This window comes from Pseudonocardia sp. ZF1 (genome assembly GCF_056835605.1).
In genome coordinates this window covers 1-26,111 of sequence record NZ_JAJNBY010000002.1, presented here as the reverse complement: position 1 = coordinate 26,111, position 26,111 = coordinate 1, and the positions used below count along the sequence as shown (strand labels likewise).

At 78.8% G+C, this 26,111-nt stretch carries 6 protein-coding genes and 2 pseudogenes; 7 read left to right on the top strand and 1 reads right to left on the bottom strand.

Annotation, left to right across the window (positions count from 1 at the left end):
* Positions 1 to 82: 82 nt before the first annotated feature.
* The 5 genes and pseudogenes from ZF1_RS27345 (at position 83) to ZF1_RS27325 (ending at position 23,967) form a co-directional block, all read left to right on the top strand.
* The gene (locus ZF1_RS27345; RefSeq protein ID WP_482638947.1) at positions 83 to 5,032 is read left to right on the top strand and encodes a type I polyketide synthase; all 4,950 of its coding nucleotides are present in this window, start codon (positions 83 to 85) and stop codon (positions 5,030 to 5,032) included.
* 85 nt (positions 5,033 to 5,117) lie between these two features.
* Positions 5,118 to 15,323 (top strand): annotated as a pseudogene (locus ZF1_RS27340) (type I polyketide synthase); the annotation flags it as partial.
* A gap of 224 nt (positions 15,324 to 15,547) precedes the next feature.
* Positions 15,548 to 16,777: an IS110 family RNA-guided transposase gene (locus ZF1_RS27335; RefSeq protein WP_357461589.1), complete on the top strand. Its 1,230-nt coding sequence runs from the start codon at positions 15,548 to 15,550 to the stop codon at positions 16,775 to 16,777.
* 78 nt (positions 16,778 to 16,855) lie between these two features.
* Positions 16,856 to 23,197 (top strand): annotated as a pseudogene (locus ZF1_RS27330) (type I polyketide synthase); the annotation flags it as partial.
* Positions 23,194 to 23,967, top strand: a complete 774-nt coding sequence (locus ZF1_RS27325) for a thioesterase II family protein (protein WP_482638769.1) — start codon at positions 23,194 to 23,196, stop codon at positions 23,965 to 23,967. The pseudogene ZF1_RS27330 and the gene ZF1_RS27325, both read left to right, overlap by 4 nt.
* A 42-nt stretch (positions 23,968 to 24,009) precedes the next feature.
* Here the strand turns inward: ZF1_RS27325 and ZF1_RS27320 are convergent, their stop codons facing one another.
* The gene (locus tag ZF1_RS27320) at positions 24,010 to 25,215 is read right to left on the bottom strand and encodes a glycosyltransferase (RefSeq protein ID WP_482638768.1); all 1,206 of its coding nucleotides are present in this window, start codon (positions 25,213 to 25,215) and stop codon (positions 24,010 to 24,012) included.
* A gap of 133 nt (positions 25,216 to 25,348) precedes the next feature.
* On the opposite strand from ZF1_RS27320, the gene ZF1_RS27315 reads away from it, so the two are divergent.
* On the top strand, positions 25,349 to 25,588 hold the full coding sequence (locus tag ZF1_RS27315) for a hypothetical protein (RefSeq protein WP_482638767.1): 240 nt from the start codon (positions 25,349 to 25,351) through the stop codon (positions 25,586 to 25,588).
* A gap of 112 nt (positions 25,589 to 25,700) precedes the next feature.
* The coding region (locus tag ZF1_RS27310; protein ID WP_482638766.1) for a carboxylesterase family protein at positions 25,701 to 26,111 on the top strand (411 nt) is incomplete at its 3' end.

The window sequence follows — 26,111 nt, the reverse complement described above, 5'->3', positions numbered from 1 at the left end:
ACCGCCCGACCGGAGGAGCCAGCACCCCATGAGCCAGGACACCGACCACGCCGCCGACCACGCCGCCGGCACCGAGGACCGGCTGCGGGACTACCTGCGGCGGGCCACGGTCGACCTGCGGGCCACCCGCGCGCGCCTGGAGGAGGTCCGCGACCGGGCCGGGGAACCGCTCGCGATCGTCGGCATGGCCTGCCGGTTCCCCGGCGGCGTCACCACTCCCGCGCAGCTGTGGGAGGCGCTCGACGCCGGCCGCGACCTCGTCGGCCCGTTCCCGACCGACCGCGGCTGGGACCTGGAGGCCCTGCACGACCCGGACGGCGACACCCCCGGCACCAGCTACGTGCGGGAGGGCGGCTTCCTCGACGACGTCGCCGGGTTCGACGCCGCGTTCTTCGGCATCGCCCCCCGCGAGGCGATCACGATGGACCCGCAGCAGCGGCTGCTGCTGGAGACCGCGTGGGAGGCGTTCGAGGACGCCGGCGTCGACCCCACCACCCTGCGCGGGTCCCGGACCGGGGTCTACCTCGGCGCCACCGACCACGACTACGGCACGGACCTGCGCGTGCTGCCCGACGGGGTCGAGGGCCAGGCGATGATCGGCCGTTCCGGTGCGGTCTCGGCCGGACGCGTCGCCTACACCCTCGGCCTGCGCGGCCCGGTCCTGACCGTCGACACGATGTGCTCGTCGTCGCTGGTCGCGCTGCACACCGCGACCGGGGCGCTGCGGCGCGACGAGTGCGAGCTCGCCGTGGTCGCCGGCACCACCGTCATGTCCACCCCGCAGGGCTTCGTGGAGTTCAGCCGCCAGCGTGCGCTGTCGCCCGACGGGCGCTGCCGGGCCTTCTCCGCCGACGCGGACGGCACCGGCTGGGCCGAGGGCGTCGGCGTGCTGCTCGTCGAGCGGCTGTCGGTCGCCCGCGAGCGCGGCCACCGGGTGCACGCCGTCGTCCGCGGCACCGCGGTCAACTCCGACGGCGCCAGCAACGGCCTCACCGCCCCGAACGGCGAGGCGCAGCAGGACGTGGTCCGGGCGGCGCTGGCCGACGCGCGGCTCGACCCCGGTGAGGTGGACGCGGTCGAGGCGCACGGCACCGGCACCGTGCTCGGCGACCCCATCGAGGCCGGGGCGCTGCTGGAGGTCTACGGCCGCCACCGGTCCCCGCGCCGCCCGCTGTGGCTGGGCTCGCTGAAGTCCAACATGGGCCACGCGGCGAGCGCGGCCGGCGTGGGCGGGGTCATCAAGACGGTGCTGGCGCTGCGGCACCGGCGGCTGCCCGCGACGCTGCACGCCGGCACGCCCACCGACAAGGTGGACTGGTCGGCGGGCACGGTCCGGCTGCTGGACACGGCCCGCGACTGGCCCGACACCGGGCGGCCGCGGCGCGCCGCGGTGTCGGCCTTCGGTGCCAGCGGCACCAACGCCCACGTCGTGCTCGAACAGGCACCGGACGCGGGCGACCCGGGTCCCGCCCGGGAGCCGGTGTTCGCGACCGGCGCCCCGGTCGCCCTCCCGCTGTCGGCCCGCGACCCGCAGGCCCTGCGCGCCCAGGCCGCCCGGCTGGGCGGCGTGCTGGCCCCGGCGCCGGGACCGTCCACACCCGACGGCCCGGCGACCCCGGCGGCGACCCCGGCGGCCGCGGCCGTGGCGCACCGGCTCGGCGGGCGGGCCGCGCTGCCGCACCGCGCCGTCGTCGTCGCACCCCCGGGACCCGGGGGCACCACCGGCCCGGACGGGCGGGACGCGCTGGCCGCCCTGGCCGCCGGCCTCGCCCACCCGGCGGCGGTCACCGGCACCCCGCGTCCCGGGGCGGGCGCCCCGGTGTTCGTCTTCCCCGGCCAGGGGGCGCAGTGGGCGGGGATGGCCCGGGCGCTGCTCGACACCTCTCCGGTGTTCGCCGCCCGCATGGCCGAGTGCGCCGCCGCGCTCGCGCCGCACCTCGACGCCGACGTCGTCGCGCTCGCCCGCGGCGACGACCCGGCCTGGACCGGTCGGGTCGACCTCGTCCAGCCCGTGCTGTTCGCGACCACGGTCTCGCTCGCCGCGCTCTGGCGGGCGTGCGGTGTCGTCCCCGCGGTCGTCGTCGGCCACTCCCAGGGCGAGGTCGCCGCCGCCTGCGTCGCCGGGCGGCTGTCGCTGCCGGACGCCGCCCGGGTCGTGGCGCTGCGCAGCCGCGCCCTGCGCGCGGTCTCCGGCCGCGGCGGGATGCTCTCGGTGGGCCTGTCGCGCGCCGAGGTCGACGCCCGTCTCGCCGGCCGGCCGGGTCTCGCCGTGGCCGCGGAGAACGGCGCCCGCTCCTGCGTCGTCGCCGGTCCGGAGGCCGACCTCGACGCGCTCGCCGCCGAGATCGAGGCGGCCGGCCGCCGCGCCCGCCGGGTCCCGGTCGACTACGCCTCGCACTCCCCGCAGATGGACGAGGTCCGCGCCGAGCTCGCCGAGGCGCTCGCCCCGGTCGGCTCCACCGCGGGCGAGGTCCCGATGCACTCGACCGTCACCGGACGCCCGGTCGCCGCCGACGAGCTGGACGGTGGCTACTGGTTCGCGAACCTGCGCTCCACCGTGCGGCTCGACGCCGTCGTCACCGAGCTCCTCGCCGCGGGCCACGACACGTTCGTCGAGGTCAGCCCGCACCCGGTGCTGCTCCCGGCGATCGAGGAGACCGCCGACGCGACCGGCCGGGAGATCACGGCCGTCGCGACCCTGCGCCGCGACGAGGGCGGCCCGGAACGGCTGCTGGGCGGGCTGGCCGAGCTGTGGGTGCACGGCGGCACCGTCGACTGGTGCGCCCCGGTCGCCGCCCCGGCCGAGCCCGTCGACCTGCCGCACTACCCGTTCACCCGCACCCGCTACTGGCTGACCGAGCCCACCGCCCCGGCGCCGGCCACCGGGCACGACGCCGCCTTCTGGGACCTCGTGACGGCCGGCGACGCCGACGGGCTGAGCCGCCTGCTCACCGGGGGCGCCCCGGGTGCGGCGCACCCCGGGGTCGCCGAGCTGCTGCCGGTGCTCGCGGCCTGGCGGCACGGCGTCACCGGCGGCGACCCCTGGCACTACCGGGTCGGCTGGGACCCGGCCCCGGCCCCGGCCCCGGACGTCGCCGGCGACTGGCTGCTGCTCCTCGACGGCTCCGTCCCCGGGCAGGCCGCCGCGGCCGGTGAGGTCGGCTCCGCCCTGGGGGCGCACGGCGCGACCGTGACGGCGGTGGACCTCGCCGGTGTCGCGCACGACCGGGCCGCGGTCGCCGCGGCCCTGCGCGCACACCCGGACCCGGCCCGCGGGTGCGTGTCGGTGCTCGCGGTCGGGCACCGCGACGACGCCCCGCACCCGTTGCCGCCCGTCGCCCGCGCGGCGGTCCCGGACGCGGTCCCCGGTGGCGCCCCGGCCGGCGACGCGGCGCGGGTGCCGCCGGCACTGGCGGCCACGGTCGCCACCGTCCAGGCCCTGGGCGACGCCGACCGCGCGGCCCCGTTGTGGGTGGTCACGCGGGGGGCCGCCGGGCCGGGCGCCGACCCCGCCGGTGCCCTCACCGCGGGACCCGACGCGGCTCAGGCGGCGGTCTGGGGACTCGGCCGGTGCGTCGCGCTGGAGCACCCCGGCCGCTGGGGCGGCCTGGTCGACCTGCCCCCGGACGTCCCGGGGTCCACGGTGGACCCGGCGCTGCTGGCCGCGGCGCTCTCCGGTACCGGCGGGGAGGACCAGCTCGCCGTCGGCGCCGGCGGGCTGCGCGTCCGCCGGCTGCACCGCGCCGCACCCGCCGCGGCCGGGCCGGCCGGCGGCCCCGCCGAGCGGTGGGGTGCGGGACCGGTGCTGGTCACCGGGGGCACCGGGGCCATCGGCCGCCGCGTCGCGCGCTGGCTGGCCGGTCTCGGCGTGCGCGAGCTGGTGCTGACCGGTCGCCGGGGCGCCGCGGCCGAGGGCGTCGGGGACCTCGTCGCCGAGCTCGGGGCCGCGGGCACCACCGTCACCGTCGAGGCCTGCGACGCGGCCGACCGCGCGGCGCTCACCGCGGTGCGCGACCGCTGCGCCGGCCGCGGCACACCGCTGCGCGCGGCCTTCCACGTCGCCGGAGCCGGCACCCTCGAGCCGGTCGCGGCCACCGGCCCGGCCGCGGTCGCGGCCACCGTGCACGCCAAGATCGCCGGCGCCGAGGCGCTGGACACGGTCCTCGGCCCGGAGGTCGAGCTGGTCCTGTTCTCCTCGATCTCCGCGGTGTGGGGCAGCGCCGACCACGGCGCCTACGCCGCCGGCAACGCCCACCTCGACGCGCTGGCCGCCCGCCGGCGGGCCCGCGGCCGGGCCGCGGTGTCGGTCGTCTGGGGCATCTGGGACCCGGCCGAGGACGGCGGGATGGCAGCGAACCTGGTCGAGCAGCAGCTGCGCGACCGGGGCGTGCCGTTCATGTCACCGGCCCGGTCGCTGGCCACCCTGCAGCGGGTACTGACGGACCCGGCACCGGTCGAGGTGGTCGCCGACGTCGACTGGGCCCGCTTCGCACCGGTGTTCACCGGGGCCCGCCCCAGCCCGCTGATCGCGACCGTGCCCGAGGCCGCCGCCGCGCTCGCGGCCGAGGGCACCGACGACGCCGGGGCCGGCCCCGGCGCCGGACTCACCCGGCGGCTGGCCGGCCTGACCGGCGACGAGCGCGCCCGCCTGGTCCGCGACGTCGTCCGGGCCGAGGTGGCCGCCGCGCTCGGGTTCGACGACCCGGCCGAGGTCGGGACCGGCCGGCCGTTCCGGGAGCTCGGCCTCGACTCCCTGGGCGCGATGGCGCTGCGCCGCGGGCTGACCGCCGCGGCCGGCGTGCGGATCCCCGTCACCGCCGTGTTCGACCACCCGACCGTCACCGCGCTGGCCGCGCACGTGGCCGACCGGCTCGCCCCGGCGGCCACCGGCCCCGCGGCGCGCGCCACCGGCGAGCCCGACGACCCGGGCGTCGCGCCCGGCACCGACGACCCGGGCGCCGGCGCGTCCGACATCGACGACCTGGACGTCGAGTCGCTCCTGCGGCTCGCCCTCGACGGCCCGGCGTCCTGAGCGAAGCGAGAGGTACCGAGCACCCATGGCCGACAGCGTCGACACCACCGCACAGCCCGTCACCGACACCACCGCGCTCGTCGACGCCCTGCGCGCCTCGCTCAAGGACAACGAGCGGCTGCGCCGGGCCGAGCAGAAGCGCCTCGACGACGAGCGCGACCCCATCGCGATCGTGGGTCTCGGCTGCCGCTACCCCGGCGACGCCGACACCCCCGAGCGGCTGTGGGAGATCGTGCGCGACGGCCGCGACGTCACCACCGGGTTCCCCACCGACCGCGGCTGGGACCTGGAGGCGCTCTACGACCCGGACCCCGACACCACCGGCACCACCTACACCCGCCGCGGGGGCTTCCTCACCGACGCGACCCGCTTCGACCCGGGCTTCTTCGGCATCTCCCCGCGCGAGGCCCGTGCGATGGACCCGCAGCAGCGCCTGCTGCTCGAGGTCGGCTGGGAGGCCCTCGAGCGGGCCGGGATCGCACCCGACCGGCTGCGCGACACCGCCGTGGGCGTCTACGTGGGCGCCGCGTGGCAGGGCTACGGCGAGGGCTGGCGCGACGCCCCGGACGGGCTGCAGGGCCACCTCGTCACCGGCATGTCCACCAGCGTGATCTCCGGCCGGATCGCCTACACCCTCGGTCTGCGCGGCCCGGCCGTCACCCTCGACACCGCCTGCTCGTCGTCGCTGGTCGCGGTGCACCTGGCGGCCCAGGCGCTGCGCCGCGGTGACTGCGCCGTCGCGCTCGCCGGCGGCGCCGCGGTCATCTCCTCGCCGATCGCGCTGGTCGGTTTCGCCCGCCAGCGCGGCCTCGCCGAGGACGGCCGCTGCAAGGCGTTCGGCGCCGGCGCGGACGGGATGGTGCTCGGCGAGGGCGCCGGCGTCGTGGCCCTGGAGCGGCTGTCCCGCGCCCGCGCCCTCGGCCACCCGGTGCTCGCCCTGCTGCGCGGCTCCGCGGTCAACCAGGACGGCGCCTCCAACGGCCTGTCGGCACCCAGCGGCGCGGCCCAGCAGGACGTCGTGCGCGCCGCGCTCGCCGACGCCGGGCTGGCCCCCGGCGACGTCGACGCGGTCGAGGCGCACGGCACCGGCACCACCCTCGGCGACCCGATCGAGGCGCAGGCACTGCTGGAGGTCTACGGCGCCGGCCGCACCGGCGCTCCGCTGCACCTCGGCTCGGTCAAGTCCAACATCGGGCACGCCCAGGCCGCCTCCGGGGTCGCCGGCCTGATCAAGACCGTGCTCGCGCTCGAGCACGCCGAGCTGCCCGCCACCCTGCATGCCGAGCCGGTCACCGACCTCGTCGACTGGGACGGCGTCGAGGTCCTCACCCGCGCCCGCCCGTGGCCCGCCCGCCCGGACCGGCCGCGGCGCGCCGGCGTCTCGTCCTTCGGGGTGTCCGGCACGAACGCCCACCTGGTCGTCGAGCAGGCCCCGGACACGACGACGGACACGACGACGGACACGACGGGCACGGCCCGCGACGCGGTTCCGGCGGAGCCGGCCGGCCCGCTGGCGTGGGTGCTCTCCGCCCGCGACGCCGACGGCCTCACCCGGACCGCCGCCGGGCTCGCCCGGGCACTGGACGCGGCCCCGGACACCCCGGCCACCGCGGCGGCCGTCGCCTCCGGGCTGGCCCGCCACCGGGCCCGGCTCGACCGCGGCGCCGTCGTGCTGGGCGAGGACCTCGCCGGGCTGCGCCGGGGACTGCACGCCCTGGCCACCGGCCGCGGCGACACCCGGCTCGTCACCGGGACCGCCGGTGGGTCCGGGCGGCCGGTGTTCGTCTACCCCGGCCAGGGCGCGCAGTGGGCCGGGATGGCCCGCGACCTGTACCGGGAGAGCCCCGACTTCGCCGCCGAGCTCGACCGGTGCGCCGGCGCCCTCGCCCCGTACCTCGACGGCACCGACCTCGTCGCCACCCTCACCGGCGACGACGACCGGTGGCTCGGGCGGGTCGACCTCGTCCAGTCCGGACTGTTCGCCGTCATGGTCGCGCTCACCGCGCTGTGGCGGGCGCACGGCGTCGAGCCCGCCGCCGTCGTCGGCCACTCACAGGGCGAGATCGCCGCCGCGCACGTCGCCGGGGCGCTCACCCTCGACGACGCCGCCCGGGTCGTGGCCCTGCGCGCCCGCGCGATCGCCGGGATCGCCGGAGCCGGGGCGATGCTGTCGGTCGGTCTGGACCGGGCCGCCACCGCCGAGCGCATCGCCGGCCGACCCGGTCTGTGGCTCGCCGCCGAGAACGGCGCGCAGTCCTGCGTGGTCTCCGGCGACGTCGCCGCCGTGACGGCACTGCAGGCCGAACTCGAGGCCGACGACGAGGTCCGCGTCCGCCGGGTGCCCGTCGACTACGCCTCGCACTCCGCGCACGTCGACGCCGTCGCCGCGACGGTGCTCACCGACCTCGCCCCGATCACCCCGACCGAGCCGCGGCTCCCGCTGTACTCCACGGTGACCGGAGCCCGGCTCGACCCGGGGGTGCCGCTCGACGCCGCCTACTGGGTCCGGAACCTGCGCTCCACGGTGGAGCTGCGCGCCGCCACCGACGCCCTGCTCGACGACGGGGTCGACGCCGTCGTCGAGGTGGCCCCGCACCCCGTGCTGCTGCCCGCGCTGGCCGGCACGGCCGAGGCCGCCGGGCGGGAGCTGCTGACCGTCCCCACCCTGCACCGCGACCGCTCCCGGCTGCTCGACGTCCTCGGGAACTGGGCGCGGCTGTGGGTGCACGGGACCGGGATCGACCTCGACCCCCGGCCGGACGGGCACCCCGCCGTCCCGGCCACCGCGTTCCGGCCGGGTCTGCTGCCGACCTCCCCCTTCGCCGACGAGCGGTACTGGCTCGCGCCCACCGGCCCGGCCGCCGCACCCGGTGCCGCAGGCCCCCGCGAGGAGGCGCTGTGGGCGGCCGTCGACGCCGCCGACACCGGCGCGCTCGCCCGCGTCCTGGACGTGCCCGCCGCCGACCTCGGACCCGGCGCCGTCGCCGCGCTCGCCGGGTGGCGGCGCCGCGAGTGCGAGCGCGCCGCCGTCGACGGGTGGCGGTACCGGGAGACCTGGGAGCCGCTGGCCCGTCCCGCCGGGCCGCGCCCCGGGCGCTGGCTGCTCGCCGTGTCCGAGCGCACCGACCGCGCGGTCGTCGACGAGGTCGCCGCCGCGCTCTCCGCCGCCGGCGCGGACGTCGCCGAGCTCGGGGTGCCGGCGGACGGCACCGTGGCGGCACCGGACCTGCTGGGCGCGGCCGGGGTGCTGGCCCTGTTCGCCTTCGACGACCACCCCGGCGAGAACCACCCCGGCGAGGACCACCCCGGGTCCGCGACCGGGCGGCCGCCCGGGTTCGACGCCGCCACCGGGCTGCTCCGCGCGACCGGCCCGGCCGTCGCCGGGCCGCCGCTGTGGTTCGCCACCCGCGACGCCGTCGCCGTCGCGCCGGGGGAGCACCCCGGGCGGCCCGGGCAGGCCGCCTTCCGGGCGCTGGCCCGGATCGCCGCCGCGGAGTACCCGGACCGGCCCGTGGGGGCCGTCGACCTGCCCGCCGTCCTGGACCGGCGCGCCGCGTCCCGCCTGCTCGCCCACCTGCACGACGGCACCGAGCGGGACGTCGCCCTGCGCCCCGGCGGCGCGCACGGCCGCCGGATCGTCCCCGCCCCCGCGCCGGTCGCGGCGCCGTGGACGCCGCGCGGCACGGTCCTGGTGACCGGGGGGACCGGCGGGCTCGCCGGGCACCTCGCGCGCCGGCTCGCCGACCTCGGTGCCGGGCACCTCGTGCTCGCCGGCCGTCGCGGCCCGGACGCCCCGGGCGCCGCCGCGCTCGCCGCGGACCTGCGTGCCCGCGGTGCGCGCGTCACCGTCGCGGCCTGCGACGTCACCGACCGCGCGGCGCTGACCGGGCTGCTCGCGCAGCTGCCGGACCTGCGCGCGGTGGTGCACACCGCGGGCGTCCTCGACGACGCCCTGATCGGCGACCTCACCCCGGAGCGGGCCGAACGGGTCATGGCCCCCAAGGTGCTGGCCGCACGGCTGCTCGCCGAGCTCACCGCCGACCGGGAGCTCGACGCGTTCGTCCTCTACTCCTCCTTCGCCGCGCTCGTCGGCGGGGCCGGGCAGGCCGCCTACGCCGCCGCGAACGCGGTGCTCGACGCCCTGGCCCGGCAGCTGCGCGGCCGGGGCCGCCCGGCGACCTCGCTGGCCTGGGGCATGTGGGACGGCGCGGGCATGGTCGACCCCGGGCAGGCCGCGGCGCTGCGCCGGGCCGGCATGGGGGCGATGGACCCCGACCGGGCCGTCGAGGCCCTGCTCGGCGCCGTCGGCGCGGGGGAGGACTGCCGGGCGGTCGCCGCCGTCGACTGGACCCGGCTGCGTGCGGCCACCCCCGCGCTGCGCGACGCCCCGCTGCTGGCCGGGCTGCCCGGCGCCCGCACCGCCGCCGGCCCGGACCCGGTGCCCGCGACCCCGGCCGCGGCCGACCGGGACGCGCTGCGCGAGCTCGTGACCGGCCGGGTCGCCGCCGCGCTCGGCTTCGGCGACGGCGCCCGCGTCGACCCGGGACGCTCGTTCCGCGACCTCGGGTTCGACTCGCTGACCGCCGTCGACCTGCGCAACCGGCTCGCCGAGGCCACCGGCCTCACCCTGCCGGTCACCCTGGTCTTCGACCACCCGACCGTCGACGACCTCGCCGGGCACCTGCACGGCCGCCTCGCACCCGCCGACGAGCACGCGACCCCCGACACCCCCGCGGCCGCCGCACCCGCGGTCACCGCCGAGCCGATCGCGATCATCGGCATGGCCTGCCGGCTGCCCGGCGGCGTGCAGACCCCCGAGCAGCTCTGGACGCTGCTCGCCGACGGAGTCGACGCGGTCGGCGAGTTCCCCACCGACCGGGGGTGGGACGTGGCGGGACGGCACGACCCGGACCCGGATACGCCGGGCACGTTCTACTCGACCGGGGGCGGCTTCCTGCACGACGCCGCCGACTTCGACCCCGCCTTCTTCGGCATCTCCCCCCGCGAGGCGCTGACCATGGACCCGCAGCAGCGGCTGCTGCTGGAGACGGCCTGGGAGTCCTGCGAACGGGCCGGGATCGACCCGGGTGCGCTGCGCGGCACCCGCACCGGGGTCTACGTCGGGACCAGCTACAACGACTACGGCTCGCGGGTCCGGCGCCCGGGTCCCGACGTCGAGGGGCACCTCGCCCTGGGCAGCGCCAGCAGCGTGGTCTCCGGGCGGATCGCCTACACCTTCGGCTGGGAGGGCCCGGCCCTCACCGTCGACACGGCCTGTTCGTCGTCGCTGGTCGCGCTGCACACCGCCGTACGGGCGCTGCGCACCGGCGAGTGCGAGCGCGCCCTCGCCGGCGGCGCGGTGGTCATGTCCACCCTGGACAGCTTCATCGAGTTCAGCCGGCAGCGCGCGGTGTCCGCGGACGGCCGCTGCCGGGCCTTCTCCGCCGACGCCGCGGGCGCCGGCTGGGCCGAGGGCGTCGGCACGGTGCTGCTGGAGCCGCTGTCGGTCGCCCGCCGGCTGGGGCACCCGGTGCTCGCCGTGGTCCACGGCACCGCGGTGAACTCCGACGGCGCCTCCAACGGGCTGACCGCACCCAGCGGCCCGGCGCAGCAGCGGGTCGTGCGGGCGGCGCTCGCCGACGCGGGTCTCGCCCCGGCCGACGTCGACGCGGTCGAGGCGCACGGCACCGGCACCCCGCTGGGCGACCCGATCGAGGCGGGCGCGCTGCAGGCGGTCTTCGCCGGTCCCCGGCCGCACGGGCCGGTGGCTCTGGGCGCGCTCAAGTCCAACCTCGGCCACACCCAGGCGGCCTCCGGCATCGCCGGGGTGATCAAGATGGTGCTCGCCCTGCAGCACGCGACGCTGCCGCGCACCCTGCACGCCGAGCAGGCCTCCCCGCACATCGACTGGAGCGGCGGCGAGCTGGAGCTGCTGACCGCGGCCCGCCCCTGGGAGCCGGGGCCCCGGCCCCGCATCGCCGGGGTGTCCTCGTTCGGGGTCAGCGGCACGAACGCCCACGTCATGCTCGGCGAGGCACCGGAGGACGCGGCGGGCGGCGCCACCGGCGCCACCGGGGCCGGGCCCGCGGCCGGCCCCCGGCCGGCCGGGGCGGCGCCGGTGCCGTGGCTGCTCTCCGCCCGCGGCCCGCGCGCACTGCCGGGACAGGCCGGTGCCGTGCTCGACGTCCTGGGCGACCCCGGCGACCCGGACGGTCCGGGCACCGCCGACGTCGCGGCCGCCCTGGCCGGCCGGGTGCACCACGACGACCGCGCCGTCGTCGTCGCCACCGACCCCGCGCAGGCGCGCGCGGCGCTGGCCGCGCTCGCGACGGCCCGGCCCGACCCGCACGTCGTCACCGGTGCGGTGCGCCCCGGCCTGCGGTCGGCGCTGCTGTTCACCGGCCAGGGTGCGCAGCGCGCCGGCACCGGTCGCGGCCTGTACGCGACCGACGACGCGTTCGCCGACGCGCTCGACGAGGCCTGCGCGCACCTCGACCCGCACCTGGACCGGCCGCTGCGCCCGGTGCTGTTCGCCGCCGGGGACACCCCGGACGCGGCGCTGCTCGACCGGACCGGGTACACCCAGCCGGCGCTGTTCGCGCTCGAGGTCGCCACCGCCGCCGCGGTCCGCGCCCGCGGCGTCGAACCGGTCGCCGTCGCCGGGCACTCGGTCGGGGAGATCGCGGCCGCGCACGTCGCGGGCGTGCTCCCGCTCGCCGACGCCGCCGCGCTGGTCGCGGCCCGGGCCCGGCTGATGGACGCGCTGCCCGTCGGCGGCGCGATGCTCTCGGTGCGGGCCGGCGAGGCCGAGGTCACCGCGCTGCTCGGCGACCACCCGCCGGCCCCGGCCGTCGCGGCGGTCAACGGGCCCGCGTCCACGGTGCTCTCCGGGACCTCCGAGGCGATCGAGCGGGCCGCGCGGACCTGCGCGGCCGCGGGGCTGCGGACCCGCGCGCTCACCGTGAGCCACGCGTTCCACTCGCCGCTGATGGAACCGGTGCTGGAGGACCTGCGCGCCGTCGCCGCCGGCCTGACCCACCACCGGCCCCGGACGGCGTTCGTGTCCTCGGTGACCGGTCGGCCGGTCGCCGACGACGAGCTGGGAGCCGACTACTGGGTGCGCCAGGTCGTCGCGCCCGTCCGCTGGCAGGACGCCGTGCGCGCGGTCGAGGCCACCGGCGCCGGCGCGCTGGTGGAGGTCGGGCCGGGCGGCGTGCTCAGCGCCATGAGCCGCGACTGCCTGCGCGACGACGACACCCTGCTCGTCCCGGTCCTGCGACCCGGGGTGGCCGAACCCGAGGCCGCGCTCGCCGCGTTCGGGACGCTGTGGACGGCGGGCGCGCCGGTCGCGTTCGACCTGCCCGTGCCCACCCGCCCGGTCCGGCTGCCCACCTACGCGTTCCGGCGCCGCCGCTACTGGCTCGACGCCGTCGGCGACGGTCCCGGCGTCGCCGCCGCCGGCCAGGAGGAGGCCGGGCACCCGCTGCTCGCCGCCGAGGTCGCCCTCGCCGGCACCGACGGCGGCACCGTCTTCACCGGCAGGCTGTCGACCGCCGACCACCCCTGGCTGGCCGGGCACGCGGTCGCCGGGTCGGTGCTGTTCCCCGGCACCGGGTTCCTGGAGCTGGCCCTGCACGCCGGTGCCCGCACCGGTGCACCGGTGGTGGAGGAGCTCACCATCGCCGCCCCGCTGGTGCTGACCGGCGTCGTCGCCGTGCAGGTCGCCGTGGCCGCCCCGGACGTCGACGGCCGCCGGGCGGTCGCCGTGCACAGCCGGACCGGTGACGGCCCGTGGCACCGCCACGCCGCCGGGACGCTCGCCCCCGCGTCCACCCCGGACGTGCCCGCCGGGGCGGTGACCCGGCCGCCGGCCGGTGCCGAGCCGCTCCCGGTGGAGGGCCTGTACGAGCTGCTCGCCGACAGCGGGTTCGACTACGGCCCGGAGTTCCGCGGGCTGCACGCCGCCTGGCGCGACGGCGACGACGTCGTCGCCGAGGTGGTGCTCCCGGAACGGGCCCGCACCGCCGCGGCCCGGTACCTGCTGCACCCCGCGCTCACCGACGCCGCCCTGCACACCCTCGCCTTCGGCGGGCTCGAGGGGCTCGACGGCGGCCTGATGCCGTTCTCCTGGGGCGGGGTGCGCCCCGGGCGCACCGGCGTCGACCGGGTACGGGTGCGGGTCACCACGACCGGCCGCGACACCGTCGCGGTGCGGCTCACCGACACCGACGGCGCGCCGGTCCTCGACGTCGCCGAGCTCGTCCTGCGCCCGGTCGCGGCCGACCTGCCCGCCCCGGAGCCGGTGACCGCACTGCACCGCCTCGACTGGGTGCCCGCCGACCCCGTCGCCGCCCCCGCGCCGCCGGCCGGGCGCTGGGCGCTCGTCGGGCCGGACCTGCCGGCCGGGACGTCCGCGGTGGACGCGGCGCTGCCGGCGGGCGCCCTCGAGCGCCACGCCGACCTCGCCGCGCTGCGCGCGGGCACCGGCCCGGCGCCGGACGTGCTGGTGCTGGGCGCACCCGTCCCGCCCGGTGACACCGCCGGCGAGGCCGGCACGCACGCCGCCCTCGCCGCCGCGCTGGCGCTGGTGCAGCAGGTGCTGGCCGACCCCCGGCTGGCCGGCACCCGGACCCTGGTCCTCACCCGCGACGCCGCCGTCACCGCCGACGGCGAGGTCCCGCCCGGGACCGGCGCCGCGGCCGTCGCGGGCCTGGTCCGCTCCGCCGCCACCGAGAACCCCGGCCGGTTCGCCGTCGTCGACCTGGCGGGCGAGGACCCCGACGGACCCGCCGCGCTGCCGGTCGCCGCCGCGTCCGGCGAACCGCAGCTCGCCGTCCGCGGCGGGCGGGTGCTCGTCCCGCGGCTCGTCCCGCTCGCGCCCGCACCCCCCGGCGACGGCGACGGGTGGGCACGGGGCACCGTCGTGGTCACCGGTGCCACCGGCAGTCTGGGCGGCCTCGCCGCCCGGCACGCGGTGCTCCGGCACGGAGCGCGCCGGCTGCTGCTGCTCGGGCGCCGCGGCGCGGACGCCCCCGGTGTCGCGGCGCTGCGCGACGAGCTCACCGCGGCCGGGGCCGCCGTCGACGTGCGGGCCTGCGACGTCACCGACCCGGCCGCGCTGGACGCCGCACTGGCCGGCGTCCCGCCCGCGCACCCGGTCGTCGCCGTCCTGCACACCGCGGGGGTGCTGGACGACGGGGTCGTCCACGCCCAGGACGCCGACCGGCTGGCCCGGGTCCTGGCCCCCAAGCTCGGCGGCGCGCTCGCCCTCGCCGAGCGGACCGCGGGCCCGGACCTGCGCGCGTTCGTGCTCTGGTCCTCGATCTCCGGCACCCTCGGCGGCGCGGGGCAGGCCCCGTACGCCGCGGCGAACGCCGCGCTCGACGCGCTCGCCCAGCGGCTGCGCGCCGGCGGGGTGCCCGCCCGGTCGCTGGCCTGGGGGGTCTGGTCCGACCGCAGCACCATGACCGACGCCCTCGACCGCGCCGGGCGGGCACGCGTCGCCGGGAGCGGGCTGGCCCCGATGCCGGCCGCCGCCGCGCTCGCCCAGCTCGACGCGGCCCTCGCCCGCCCCAGCACCGGATCCGGCGAGGCCCTGCTGGCCCCGATCGGCACCGACCCGGCGGCCCTGCGGGCCGCCGCGGCGGCCGGGCGGCTCCCGGCGGCCCTGCGCGGGCTGGCCCCCGCACCGCCCGCCCGCACCGCGCCCGCCGGTCCGGCGGTACCCGCCGCACCGGACGCCCGGGAGCGGCTCGCCGGGCTGTCCGGCGACGCCCGCACGGCGGCGCTGCTCGACCTGGTGCGCACGACGGCGGCGGGCGTGCTGGCGGTGCCCGACCCGGAGGAGATCGAGCCCCGCCGGGGCCTGCTCGACCTCGGCTTCGACTCGCTCACCGCGGTCGAGCTGCGCAACCGCCTCGGGGCCGCCACCGGGCTGCGGCTCCCGGTCACGCTGATGTTCGACCACCCCACCCCGCAGGCCCTCGCCGCGTTCCTCGACGGCGAGCTGCCCGCCGCCACCGCGGCCCCGGCCACCCCGGGAGCCCCGGCGGACCCGCCCGAGCTCGCCGAGCTCGACGGGATCGCGCGCCGGCTGGACCGCATCGCCCGGGACGGGGCCGCGGGCGCCGCCGTCGCCGACCGGCTGCGGCGGATGCTGGCCGACCTCGGCGGACCGGTCCCCGCGGCCGCACCGGCCGCCACGACGTCCCCGGTGGACCCGGCCGGTGTGGCCGAGGCCACCGACGACGAGCTGTTCGCCCTGATCGACCGGGACCTGGGGGCGTCGTGAGCGCCCCGTTACCTTCTTGATCAAGCCCGGTGAGGGCTTGCAGGCCACCGGCCACGGCATGACTTGTTGCCCCTGTCGTTGATGATCTGGGGGGTGTTGTCACTGTGGCCGGAGGGTGCCAACGACCGCTGATAGAGACCTGACCCGCTTGCGTGGTCTGCTCGTAACGTGGCTGCCGGCGCGGGTGTCCAGGCTGGTCTGCCACGACGGCGGAAGGGCTCCGGTTGTCCGAGGAGATCGAAGCGGTGCCGTTCGCGGTGTTCTGCGGGCTGGACGTGGGCAAGTCCGAGCACCACGCCTGCGCGCTCGACGCTGCGGGCAAGCGGGTGCACGACAAGGCCTTGCCCAACGACGAGACCGCCCTGCGTTCGGTGTTCAGCGCGCTCGCCGAGCACGGTCGGGTGCTGGTGGTAGTCGATCAACCGGCCTCGATCGGCGCGCTGGCCGTCGCGGTCGCCCGCAGCATGGACGTCGACGTGGCCTACCTGCCTGGGCTGGCGATGCGTCGGATCGCCGACCTGCACCCGGGCCAGGGCAAGACCGATGCCCGCGATGCGCACGTCATCGCCGAGGCCGCACGCAGTATGCCGCACACGCTGCGCCGGGTCGGCAGCGACGACGAGACCCTCGCTGAGCTGTCGGTGCTGGCCGGCTACGACGACGACCTCGCCGGGCAATCCACGCGGCTGACCAACCGGCTGCGTGACGCCCTGCTGCACATTCATCCGGCCCTGGAACGTCTGATCGGGCCCCGTCTGGACCGCGGCGGGGTCCAGGACCTGCTCGCCGCCGCACCCACCCCCACGGCGCTGCGCCAGCTCGGCGAGAACGGCATCGCCGAGCTCATGCGACCGCGCTCGCCGCGCCTGGCGCGGACCCTGCCCGCCCAGATCATGGCCGCCCTCGACGCCCAGACGCTCGTGGTCGCCGGCACGGCCGCCTTCGCCCGCGTCATCAGCGGAGTCGCCGCGCAGCTGCGTGACGTCCACGCCGAACGGGGCAATCTGGCCGATGAGCTCGAGGCCCGCCTGGAGGCCCACCCTCTTGGATCGGTCCTGACCTCGATGCCCGGACTCGGGGTCAGGACCGCCATCAAGATCCTCACCATCGTCGGCGACGGATCCGCGTTCCCGACCGCCGGACACCTGGCCGCCTACGCCGGCCTCGCACCCGTCACCAGACGGTCCGGGACCTCGATCAAGGGCGAGACCCGCTCCCAGCGCGGGAACCACGCCCTCAAGTCCGCGCTGTTCCTCTCGGCGTTCGCCAGCCTCGCCGACCCCGTCAGCCGCGCCTACTACGACCGCAAACGAGCCCAGGGCAAACGCCACAACGCCGCCCTCATCTGTCTGGCCCGCCGCCGCATCGACGTCCTGTTCGCCATGCTCCGCGACCGCACGCCCTACACCCCGCCGATCGTCACCGAACCCGATCCGGCGCTCGCAGCGGCTTGACAACCACATAGAGACACCCCCCGGCCCGACCACGCCGACCCGGACGGAGAACCGGTGAGCACCGAGACTGAGAACCGGCTGCGCGAGTACCTCAAGCGGGTTACCACCGAGCTGCACTCCACCCGCGAGCAGCTCGCCGAGGCCGCCCGCAGCGCCGGCGAACCCGTCGCGATCGTGGGGATGGCCTGCCGCTACCCCGGCGGCGTCCGCAACCCCGAGGACCTGTGGGAGCTGGTCGCCGCCGGTCGTGACGCCGTCGGGCCGTTCCCGACCGACCGCGGCTGGGACCTGGAGGCGCTCTACGACCCGGACCCCGACGTCCCGGGCACCTCCTACGCCACCGAGGGCGGGTTCGTCGACGACGTCGCGGACTTCGACGCCGCGTTCTTCGGGCTCTCCCCGCGCGAGGCGATCGCGATCGACCCGCAGCAGCGCCTGCTGCTGGAGACGGCGTGGGAGGCCCTGGAGCGGGCCGGGATCGACCCGGACGGGCTGCGCGGCAGCCGGACCGGGGTGTTCGCCGGGGTCATGTACCAGGACTACGTCCGCCGGCTCGACGCCGTGCCCGCCGATGTCGAGCCCTACGTCGGCGCCGGGGGATCCGGGAGCATCGCCTCCGGCCGCGTCGCCTACGTGCTGGGCCTGGAGGGCCCGGCCGTCACCGTCGACACCGCCTGCTCGTCGTCGCTGGTCGCGCTGCACTGGGCGGCCCGCTCGCTGCGGGCCGGCGAGGTCGACCTGGCGCTGGTCGGTGGCTCGATGGTGATGTCGACCCCGGTCGCGTTCGTCGACTTCGCCCGCCAGCGCGGCCTCGCCCCGGACGGGCGGTGCAAGGCCTACGCCGACGGCGCCGACGGCACCGGATGGGGCGAGGGCGTCGGGATGCTGGCCGTCGAGCGCCTGTCCGACGCGCGCCGCCACGGCCACCCGGTGCTGGCGATCGTCACCGGCTCCGCCGTCAACTCCGACGGCGCCAGCAGCGGGCTCACCGCCCCGAACGGCCCGTCGCAGCAGCGGGTGCTGCGCGCCGCGCTGGACGCGGCCGGGATCGGGCCGGCCGAGGTCGACCTGGTCGAGGGGCACGGCACCGGCACCGCCCTCGGCGACCCGATCGAGGCGCAGGCGCTGCTCGCCGTCTACGGCCGCGACCGCGACCCGCGCCACCCGCTGTGGCTCGGGTCGCTGAAGTCCAACATCGGCCACACCCAGGCCGCGGCCGGGGTCGGTGGCGTGATCAAGACCGTGCTCGCGCTGCAGCACGGCGTCATGCCGGCGACCCTGCACGCCGAGCACCCGTCCGGTGCCGTGGACTGGGACGCCGGTGCGGTGAGCCTGCTGACCCGGGCCCGGGACTGGCCCGAGACCGGGCGTCCACGCCGCGCGGGGGTGTCGTCGTTCGGCTTCTCCGGCACCAACGCCCACGTCGTCGTCGAGCAGGCGCCCGCGCCCGAGCCGGGCCCCGACAGCGGGACCGGGCCCGACGCCGGGACCGGCGGACCGGTGCCGTGGGTGCTGTCGGCGCGCGACCCGCAGGCCCTGGCCGGACAGGCCGCGGCCCTGCTGCACCGGGTCACCGCCGGCGCCGCGCCCGGCACCGACGCCGACATCGCCGCGTCCCTGCTGCGGACGCGCACCGCGTTCCCGCACCGGGCGGTGGTCGCCGGCGGCGCCCGCGCCGACCTCGTCGACGGGCTGCGGGCACTCGCGGACGGGACCGCGCCGCCCGCGGGCCGGCCGGCCGCCGCCCTGGTGACCGGGTCCGCGCGCCGGGGCCGCACCGCGTTCCTGTTCACCGGGCAGGGCGCGCAGCGCGCCGCGACCGGGCGGGACCTGCACGGGGCCGTCCCCGCCTACACCGAGGCGTTCGACGCGGCCTGCGCGGCCCTCGACCCGCACCTGCCCCGGCCGCTGCACGAGGTCGTCCTCGCCGCGCCCGGCACCCCGGAGGCCGCCCTGCTGGACAGCACCCGCTGGACCCAGCCGGCGCTGTTCGCCGTCGAGGTCGCGCTCGCCGCCACCTGGCGGGCCGCCGGCGTCGAGCCCGACGCGGTCCTCGGGCACTCGATCGGTGGGATCACCGCCGCCCACGTCGCCGGGCCGCTGTCGCTGGCCGACGCCGCCCGGCTGGTCGCGGTGCGTGCGGCGCTCATGCAGGACGCGCCCGGGGGCGGTGCCATGATCTCGGTCCGCGCCGGCGTCGACACCGTCGCCCCGCTGGTCGCCGAGCAGGGCGGCCGGGTGTCCGTCGCGGCCGTCAACGGGCCGTCCGCGGTGGTCCTGTCCGGCGACGCCGACGCCGTCGACGCGATCGCCGCCCACCTCGCCGGTCGCGGCGTGCGCACCACCCGGCTGCGCGTCGGGCACGCCTTCCACTCCGCGCACATGGACGGGGCCGCCGCCACGCTCGCGGACGCCGTCGGCCCCCTGGCCGCCGCCGACGCCCGGATCCCGGTCGTCTCGGACCTGACCGGGGCGGTGGCCGCACCCGCCGACCTCACCGACCCCGCACACTGGGCCCGCGCCTTGCGCGGCACCGTCCGGTTCGCCGACGGGGTCCGCGCGCTGCGGGGGCTCGGCGTGACCCGGATGGTCGAGATCGGCCCGGACGCCGCGCTGACCCCGGCCGCCCTCGAGGTCCTCGCCGCGGACGACGGGCCGGACTGCCTGGTCGTCCCGACCCTGCGCCGCGAGCGCGACGAGGCCGTCGACCTGCTCGCCGCCCTCGGTGCGCTGCACGCGGCCGGGGGGTGCGCGATCGACTGGACCGCGGTCGCGCCCGCCCTGCGCGGCGCCCGCCGGGTCGACCTGCCGACCTACGCGTTCCGCCGGACCCGGTACTGGCTCGACGCCGCTGACGGGGCCACCGGGACCCCGGCCGGGGGCACCACCGGCCACCCGGTGCTCACCGCGGCCGTCGAGCTCCCGGGCAGCGACGGGGTCGTGCTCACCGGCCGCGTCGGGCCGCGGGGCCTGCCGTGGCTGGCCGACCACGCCGTCGCGGACAGCCCGCTGCTGCCCGGCACCGCCCTGGCCGAGCTGGCGGTCCGGGCCGGCGACGAGGTCGGGGCGGGCCGCCTCGAGGAGCTCACGCTCGAGGCGCCGCTGGTCCCCGCCGCCCCGCCCGCCCCGGCCACCGAGGTGCAGGCCGTCGTGGGCGCGCCCGGCGCGGACGGGCTGCGCACCGTGGAGGTCTGGGCCCGCTCCGGCGACCCCGACGACGGGGCGGGCGGCTGGGTGCGCCACGCCTGCGGCACCCTCGGCGACGCCGGCCCGGAGGGCCCCCGGCCCGACCCCGATCTCCTGAGCTGGCCACCGGCCGGCGCGGAGCCGGTCGCGGTCACCGGGCTCTACGACCGGTTCGCCGCGGGTGCCTTCCACTACGGCCCGGCCTTCCGCGGGGTGCGTGCGGTCTGGACCCGCGGCGCCACGGTGTTCGCCGAGGTCGTGCTCCCGCCCGAGGCGGGCGAGCCGGGACCGTGGGGCCTGCACCCGGCCCTGTTCGACGCGGCGCTGCACCCGCTGGCCGCCACCGGCGCGCTGCTCGACCCCGACCCGCACGACCGGCCCCGGCTGCCGTTCTCCTGGTCCGGGGTCCGGCTGCACGCGACCGGCGCCGGTGCGCTGCGGGTCCGGCTCGACCGGGCCGGTCCGGGCGCGGTGTCGCTGCGGCTCGCCGACGGCGCCGGCGCCCCGGTCGCCGACGTCGAGGCGTTGGTCGTGCGCCCCACCGACCCCGGTGGGCCGGTCGGCCGCCCTCGCCACCGCGAGCTGTTCACGACGGCGTGGACCCCGGTCGCGGCCGGCACGCCGCCGCGCCGCGCGGCCCTGCTCGGCGACGCCGGCGGGGCGGCCGGGACGCTGCCCGCCGTGCTCGCCACGGCGCTCACCGCGGCCGGGGTGCACGTCGAGCACTACGCCGACGCCGCGTCGCTGGCCGCGGCGACGGGCTCCGGCACCGCGCCCCCGGAGGCCGTGCTGGTGGTCCCCGCGGCCGGGGCCGGTCCGGACGCCGACCCCGACCCGGCCGCCCGCGCCCGGCGGCTCACCGCCGCCGCGCTGGCCCTGCTGCAGGACTGGGCCGGGCCCGGGGCCGACGTGGCGTCCCGGCTGGTCGTCGTGACCGAACGCGCGACGCACGGCGACGGGGGAGCACCGGACCCGGCCGCCGCCGCGGTCCGGGGCCTGGCCGGCGCCGCGCAGACCGAGTCACCCGGGCGGATCGCGCTGCTCGACCTCGACGGCGACGCCACCGGCCCGCCCGCGGTCGCGGCGCTGCTGGAACCGCTGCTGGCCGACCCGGCCGCCCGGATGGCCGTGCGTGCGGGCACCGGGTACGTACCGCGGCTCGAGGGTGTCGCGCCGGTCCCGCGGGCGGGTGCCGACGAGCTCGCCGCCGGCGGTCTCGCCGACGCGACGGTGCTCGTCACCGGCGCGACCGGAGCACTCGGCGGCGCGGTCGCCCGGCACCTGGTCCGCCGGCACGGTGCCCGGCACCTGCTGCTGCTCGGCCGCCGCGGCAACGCCGCCCCCGGGGCCGCCGCACTGGTCGCCGAGCTGCGGGAGCTGACCGGACCGGACGGCACGGTCGAGCTCCACGCCGCCGACGTCGCCGACCGCACCGCGCTCGCCGGGGTGCTGGCCGGTGTCCCGGCCGCCCGCCCGCTGCGCGCGGTGGTGCACGTGGCCGGGCTCCTCGACGACGGCACCATCGGCTCGCTCACCCCCGAGCGCCTCGCGGCGGTGCTGCGGCCCAAGGCCGACGCCGCGGTCCTGCTCGACGAGCTGACCCTCCCCGACGCACCCACCACCGTGCTGTTCTCCTCGGCCGCCGGGGTCCTCGGCGGAGGGGGGCAGGGCAACTACGCGGCCGCCAACACCTTCCTCGACGCCTTCGCCGCCGCACGCTCCGCCGCCGGGCGCCGGACGCTGTCCGTCGCCTGGGGACGATGGGCCGGCGGGATGGCCGGGCGCGACGACACCGGTGCCGACCGCTCCGGGATCGCGGCGCTGGGCGCCGGTCGGGCCCTCGGCCTGCTCGACGAGGCCCTGGCCGGGAACGAGCCGGCCGTGGTGGCCCTGCGGCTGGACCGGCCCGCGCTGTGGGCGGCCGCCGACGCCGGTTCCGGACCCGCGTTGCTGCGGCTGCTCGCCGGACCGCCGCGGCGCCGCACCGCGCGCGGCGCCGCCGCGGCCGCGGGGCCGGACGGGGGGATCGCCGCGCTGCACGGGGACGCCCGGCTGGCGGCGCTCGGCACCCTGGTGTGCACCCACGTCGCCGAGGTGCTCGGGCACGGCGCCGGCTCGGTCGGCCCGGAGACCGACCTGGTCGACGCCGGGTTCGACTCGCTGACCGCCATCGAGCTGCGCAACCGGCTCGCCGCCGCCACCGGGCTCCGGCTGGGCGCCACCCTGGTGTTCGACCACGAGACCCCGGCCGCGCTCGCCGCGCACCTGCACGACCGGCTCGGCGACGGCGCGGCCCGCCCGCCCGGCCCCGCCCGGTCCGCCGCGGCCGCCCCGGACGGGGGCGACGGGGCCCTGCTCGGCCTCTACACCGGGGCGTTCCGCACCGGGAGGTGGAAGGAGGTCTTCGAGCTCCTGCGTGCGGCGGCGGCGCTGCGCCCCTCCTTCGACGGCCCCGCCGACCTCGATGCGGCCGGCCGTCCGGTGGTCCCGGTCCGGCTCGCGCGCGGGAGCGCCGTCCGGCCGGTGTTGTGCTTCTCCTCCTGCCTGGCCGTCGCCGGCATCCACCAGTACGCCCGGTTCGCCGGCGCGTTCCGCGGGCGCCGCGACGTCGCCGCGCTGGCGGTCCCCGGCTTCGGTCGTGACGAGCTCCTCCCGACCGGCATCGGCGCGGTGGTCGCCGCGCAGGCCGAGGCCGTCCGCCGGTCCGCGGGGGACACCGCGCCGGTCCTGCTCGGCTCCTCGGCGGGCGGCTGGTTCGCGCACGCCGTGGCCCGGCACCTGGAGTCGGCCGGCGAGCCGCCGGCCGGTGTCGTGCTCGTCGACACCTACACCCCGCAGAGCGACCTCATGGACCGGTTCGGGCTGTCGCTGATGGACGGCATGGTCGAGCGGGAGGGCACGTTCGTGACGATGGACGACGACCGGCTCTCGGCGATGGGCTGGTACCTGGACCTGTTCCGCACCTGGGAGCCCGGCCCCACCGGCGTCGCCACCCTGCTCGTCCGCGCCACCGAACCGCTGGCCGGTGCCCGCGACCTCGGGGACGGGCGGGACTGGCGCTCCACCTGGGACTTCCCGCACGACACCGTCGACGTCGCCGGTGACCACTTCTCGATGCTCGAGGAGCACGCGGCGCCGACCGCGGCCGCGATCGAGGAGTGGATCGAGTCGCTCGACCGACCCGCCGTCCGGACCCGTCCGGCGGCGACGACCCCGAGGGAGACCGTCCGATGACCACCTCCGTGGCCACCGACCTGTGGTTCCGCCGTTTCCGCACCGCCGACGACGACCGGCCGCCGCGCGCGCGGCTGCTGTGCTTCCCGCACGCCGGCGGCGCCGCCAGCTACTTCGCCGGGCTCTCCGGTCGGCTGCGCCCGGACGTCGACGTCGTCGCCGTCCAGTACCCGGGCCGGCAGGACCGCCGCGGCGAGCCGTTCGCCACGGACCTGGCGACGCTGGCGGACCGGATCGTCGAGCAGCTCGGCGACGGCCCCGCCCCCGACGGGCTGCCGCTGGCGCTGTTCGGGCACAGCATGGGGGCCACCGTCGCCTACGAGGTCGCGCGCCGGCTGGAGCGCGACCACGAGCGGCCGGTGGACCGGCTGGTCGTCTCCGCCCGCAACGCCCCGTCCGAGCACCGCAGCGCCGGGATCCACCGGCTCGACGACGCCGGTGTGGTCGCCGAGCTGCGCCGCATCGGCGGCACCGGCGGGGAACTGCTCGCCGACCCGGAGATGCTGCAGCTCGTCCTGCCCCCGGTCCGCGCGGACTACACCGCGGCCGAGACCTACGCCTGGGTCCCCGGCCCGCCGCTGCGCGCCCCGATCGACGGCCTGTGCGGCGACCGCGACCCGCGGGTCGCGCCGGAGGACCTGCGCGGCTGGGCCGCGCACACCGCCGGCGGGTTCACCCTGCGGTCGGTGCCCGGCGACCACTTCTACTTCGGCGCGGACCCCGCCCCGGTGGTCTCGCTGGTACGCGAGCGGCTGACCGCCCGGGCGTAGCGGATCCGGGCGGCGCCACCTCCGGCGCCGCCCGGACCGGGGTCAGGTCCGGGCGGCGGTGACCGGCCCGTGCAGCGCGGCCTCCAGCAGGTCCGCCGCCGCGGACGTCCCGCCGGCGCGCTCCATCTCGGCCGCGATGCGGTCCAGCCCGGCGGCGAGCCGCCGGTCCCCGGTGACCCGGTCGACCGCGGCGCGCAGCGCGCCCGCGGACAGCCCGGCCGGGTCGAGCCGCTCGCCCAGGTCCAGCTCAGCGAGCCGGTCGGCGTTCGCCCGCTGCTCGGCCATCTGCGGCACCGCCACCATCGGGACCCGGGCCCGCGCGGCCTCCAGGACGCTGTTCATGCCGCCGTGGGTCACGAACACCGCGGCGTGCTCGAGGACCTGCAGCTGCGGCACCGAGCTGTGGATCTCGACGTGCGGGCCGTGCGCGCCGAAGGAGTAGGGGTCGACGTGCTCGCCGACGACCAGCACCACGTGCAGCCCGGACTCCCGCAACGCCGCGAGCGCCAGCTCGTAGAACCCGCGGTCCGCGGAGTAGACCGTGCCCAGCGAGACCAGGCAGACCGGCCGCCCGGACGCGGGCGGCGACCAGGTCCCCTGGAATGTGCGCGCACCCGGACAGGGACCGACGAAGTGGTGGGTGTCGTCGAAGGTCTCGTGCGCGAACTGGAAGCTGCGGGGCAGGAACACCAGCTGCGCGCGGACCCCCGTCCCGACGCTGTCGACCAGCTCGGCGAGGGTTAGCCCGGCCGCGGACGCGAGCCGCTGCATCCGCAGGGCGAACCACCACAGCCTCGGGTCGAGGCGGTTGGAGCGGATGTAGGTGCCCATGAGCGACCAGTGCTCGTTGGCGACGAAGTTCGGCCAGCACGGCACCACCGGCACGTCGAGCTCGCGCGCGAGCAGCCGGCCCCACCAGGCGGTGAGGCCGTCGAACACCACGAGGTCCGGGCGGTCGCCGGCGAGGCGGCGGCGCAGCTCGGCCGGGCGGACCCGGGACTCGCGCAGCCCGGCGAGCAGGCCGCGGGTGAGGTCGGTCCCGGTGAGCGTGTACGGCTTCGTCGCCGGGGGCGGCATGGTCGACTCGTGCGCCAGCAGCGTCGCGCCGGTCTCGGCGATCCGGTCGCGGTAGCGGGCGGTGGTGGCGTAGGTGACGCGGTGCCCGCGCCCGACCATGTCCGCCACCACTCCGAGGGTGGGGTTGATGTGACCGGCCGCCGGCGGGGCGACCACGAGGATGTGGGCCATGACGGGCCTTTCTCGACGGGGCCTGCCACCGAACCTAGGTCGCGGCCCGGCCCGCGGGCGCTGACATGTGTCATGCCGAGCCGGTGACAGGAGTGCGCGCGGCGGCCCCCACCGGCACGGCACCGTCGGTGCCGTGACCGAGCCGCCCTCCCGGACGGCCGGGCGGAGACCGACAGAGAAGGAAGTGGCGATGTCCTCGCAGCCGACCAACAGCAACACCAAGCAGATCCTGGTGATGTCCCTGGGCGCCATCATCGGCGGCATCGTGCTGGGGATCTGCGGCATGTGGGTGCTCAACCCGGGCATCATGATCCCGATCGGTGTCGTGATCGGACTGGCCGTCACCATGCCGATGGTGCGTTCGAAGTCCTGAGCCGGCGTCGACCCCGACCATTCCCGAGACGGGCCGGATCCTCGCGATCCGGCCCGTTTCGGCGTCCCACGGCCCGGGTCCCGCGCCCGGCCGGGCGAGGAGCGGACCCATCATGACGACGGACGAGACCCCACCGGCGCCCGGCCGCCGGCGCGCTGCGGCGCGCGGCGGGCTGGCGGCGCTGTGCACCGGGCTGGCCCTGGGCGCCTGTCACGCCCCGCCGGCACCGGACCCGGCCGACCCGGCGACGGTCGTGGTGCGGCAGGGCGCGCTGCGCGGCGAGGACGCCGGAGCCCACCGCGCCTACCGCGGCATCCCCTACGCGGCACCCCCGGTCGGGCCCGGGCGCTGGGCAGCCCCGGGGCCCGCACCGGCGTGGGACGGCGTGCGCGACGCGACCCGCTCCGGGGCCGCCTGCGCGCAGCTGCCCAGCAGCGTGGCCGACCTGGCCTCCGACACCGAGGACTGCCTGTTCCTCGACGTGACGGTGCCGGCGGACGCCGACCCGGACCGGCCGCGGCCG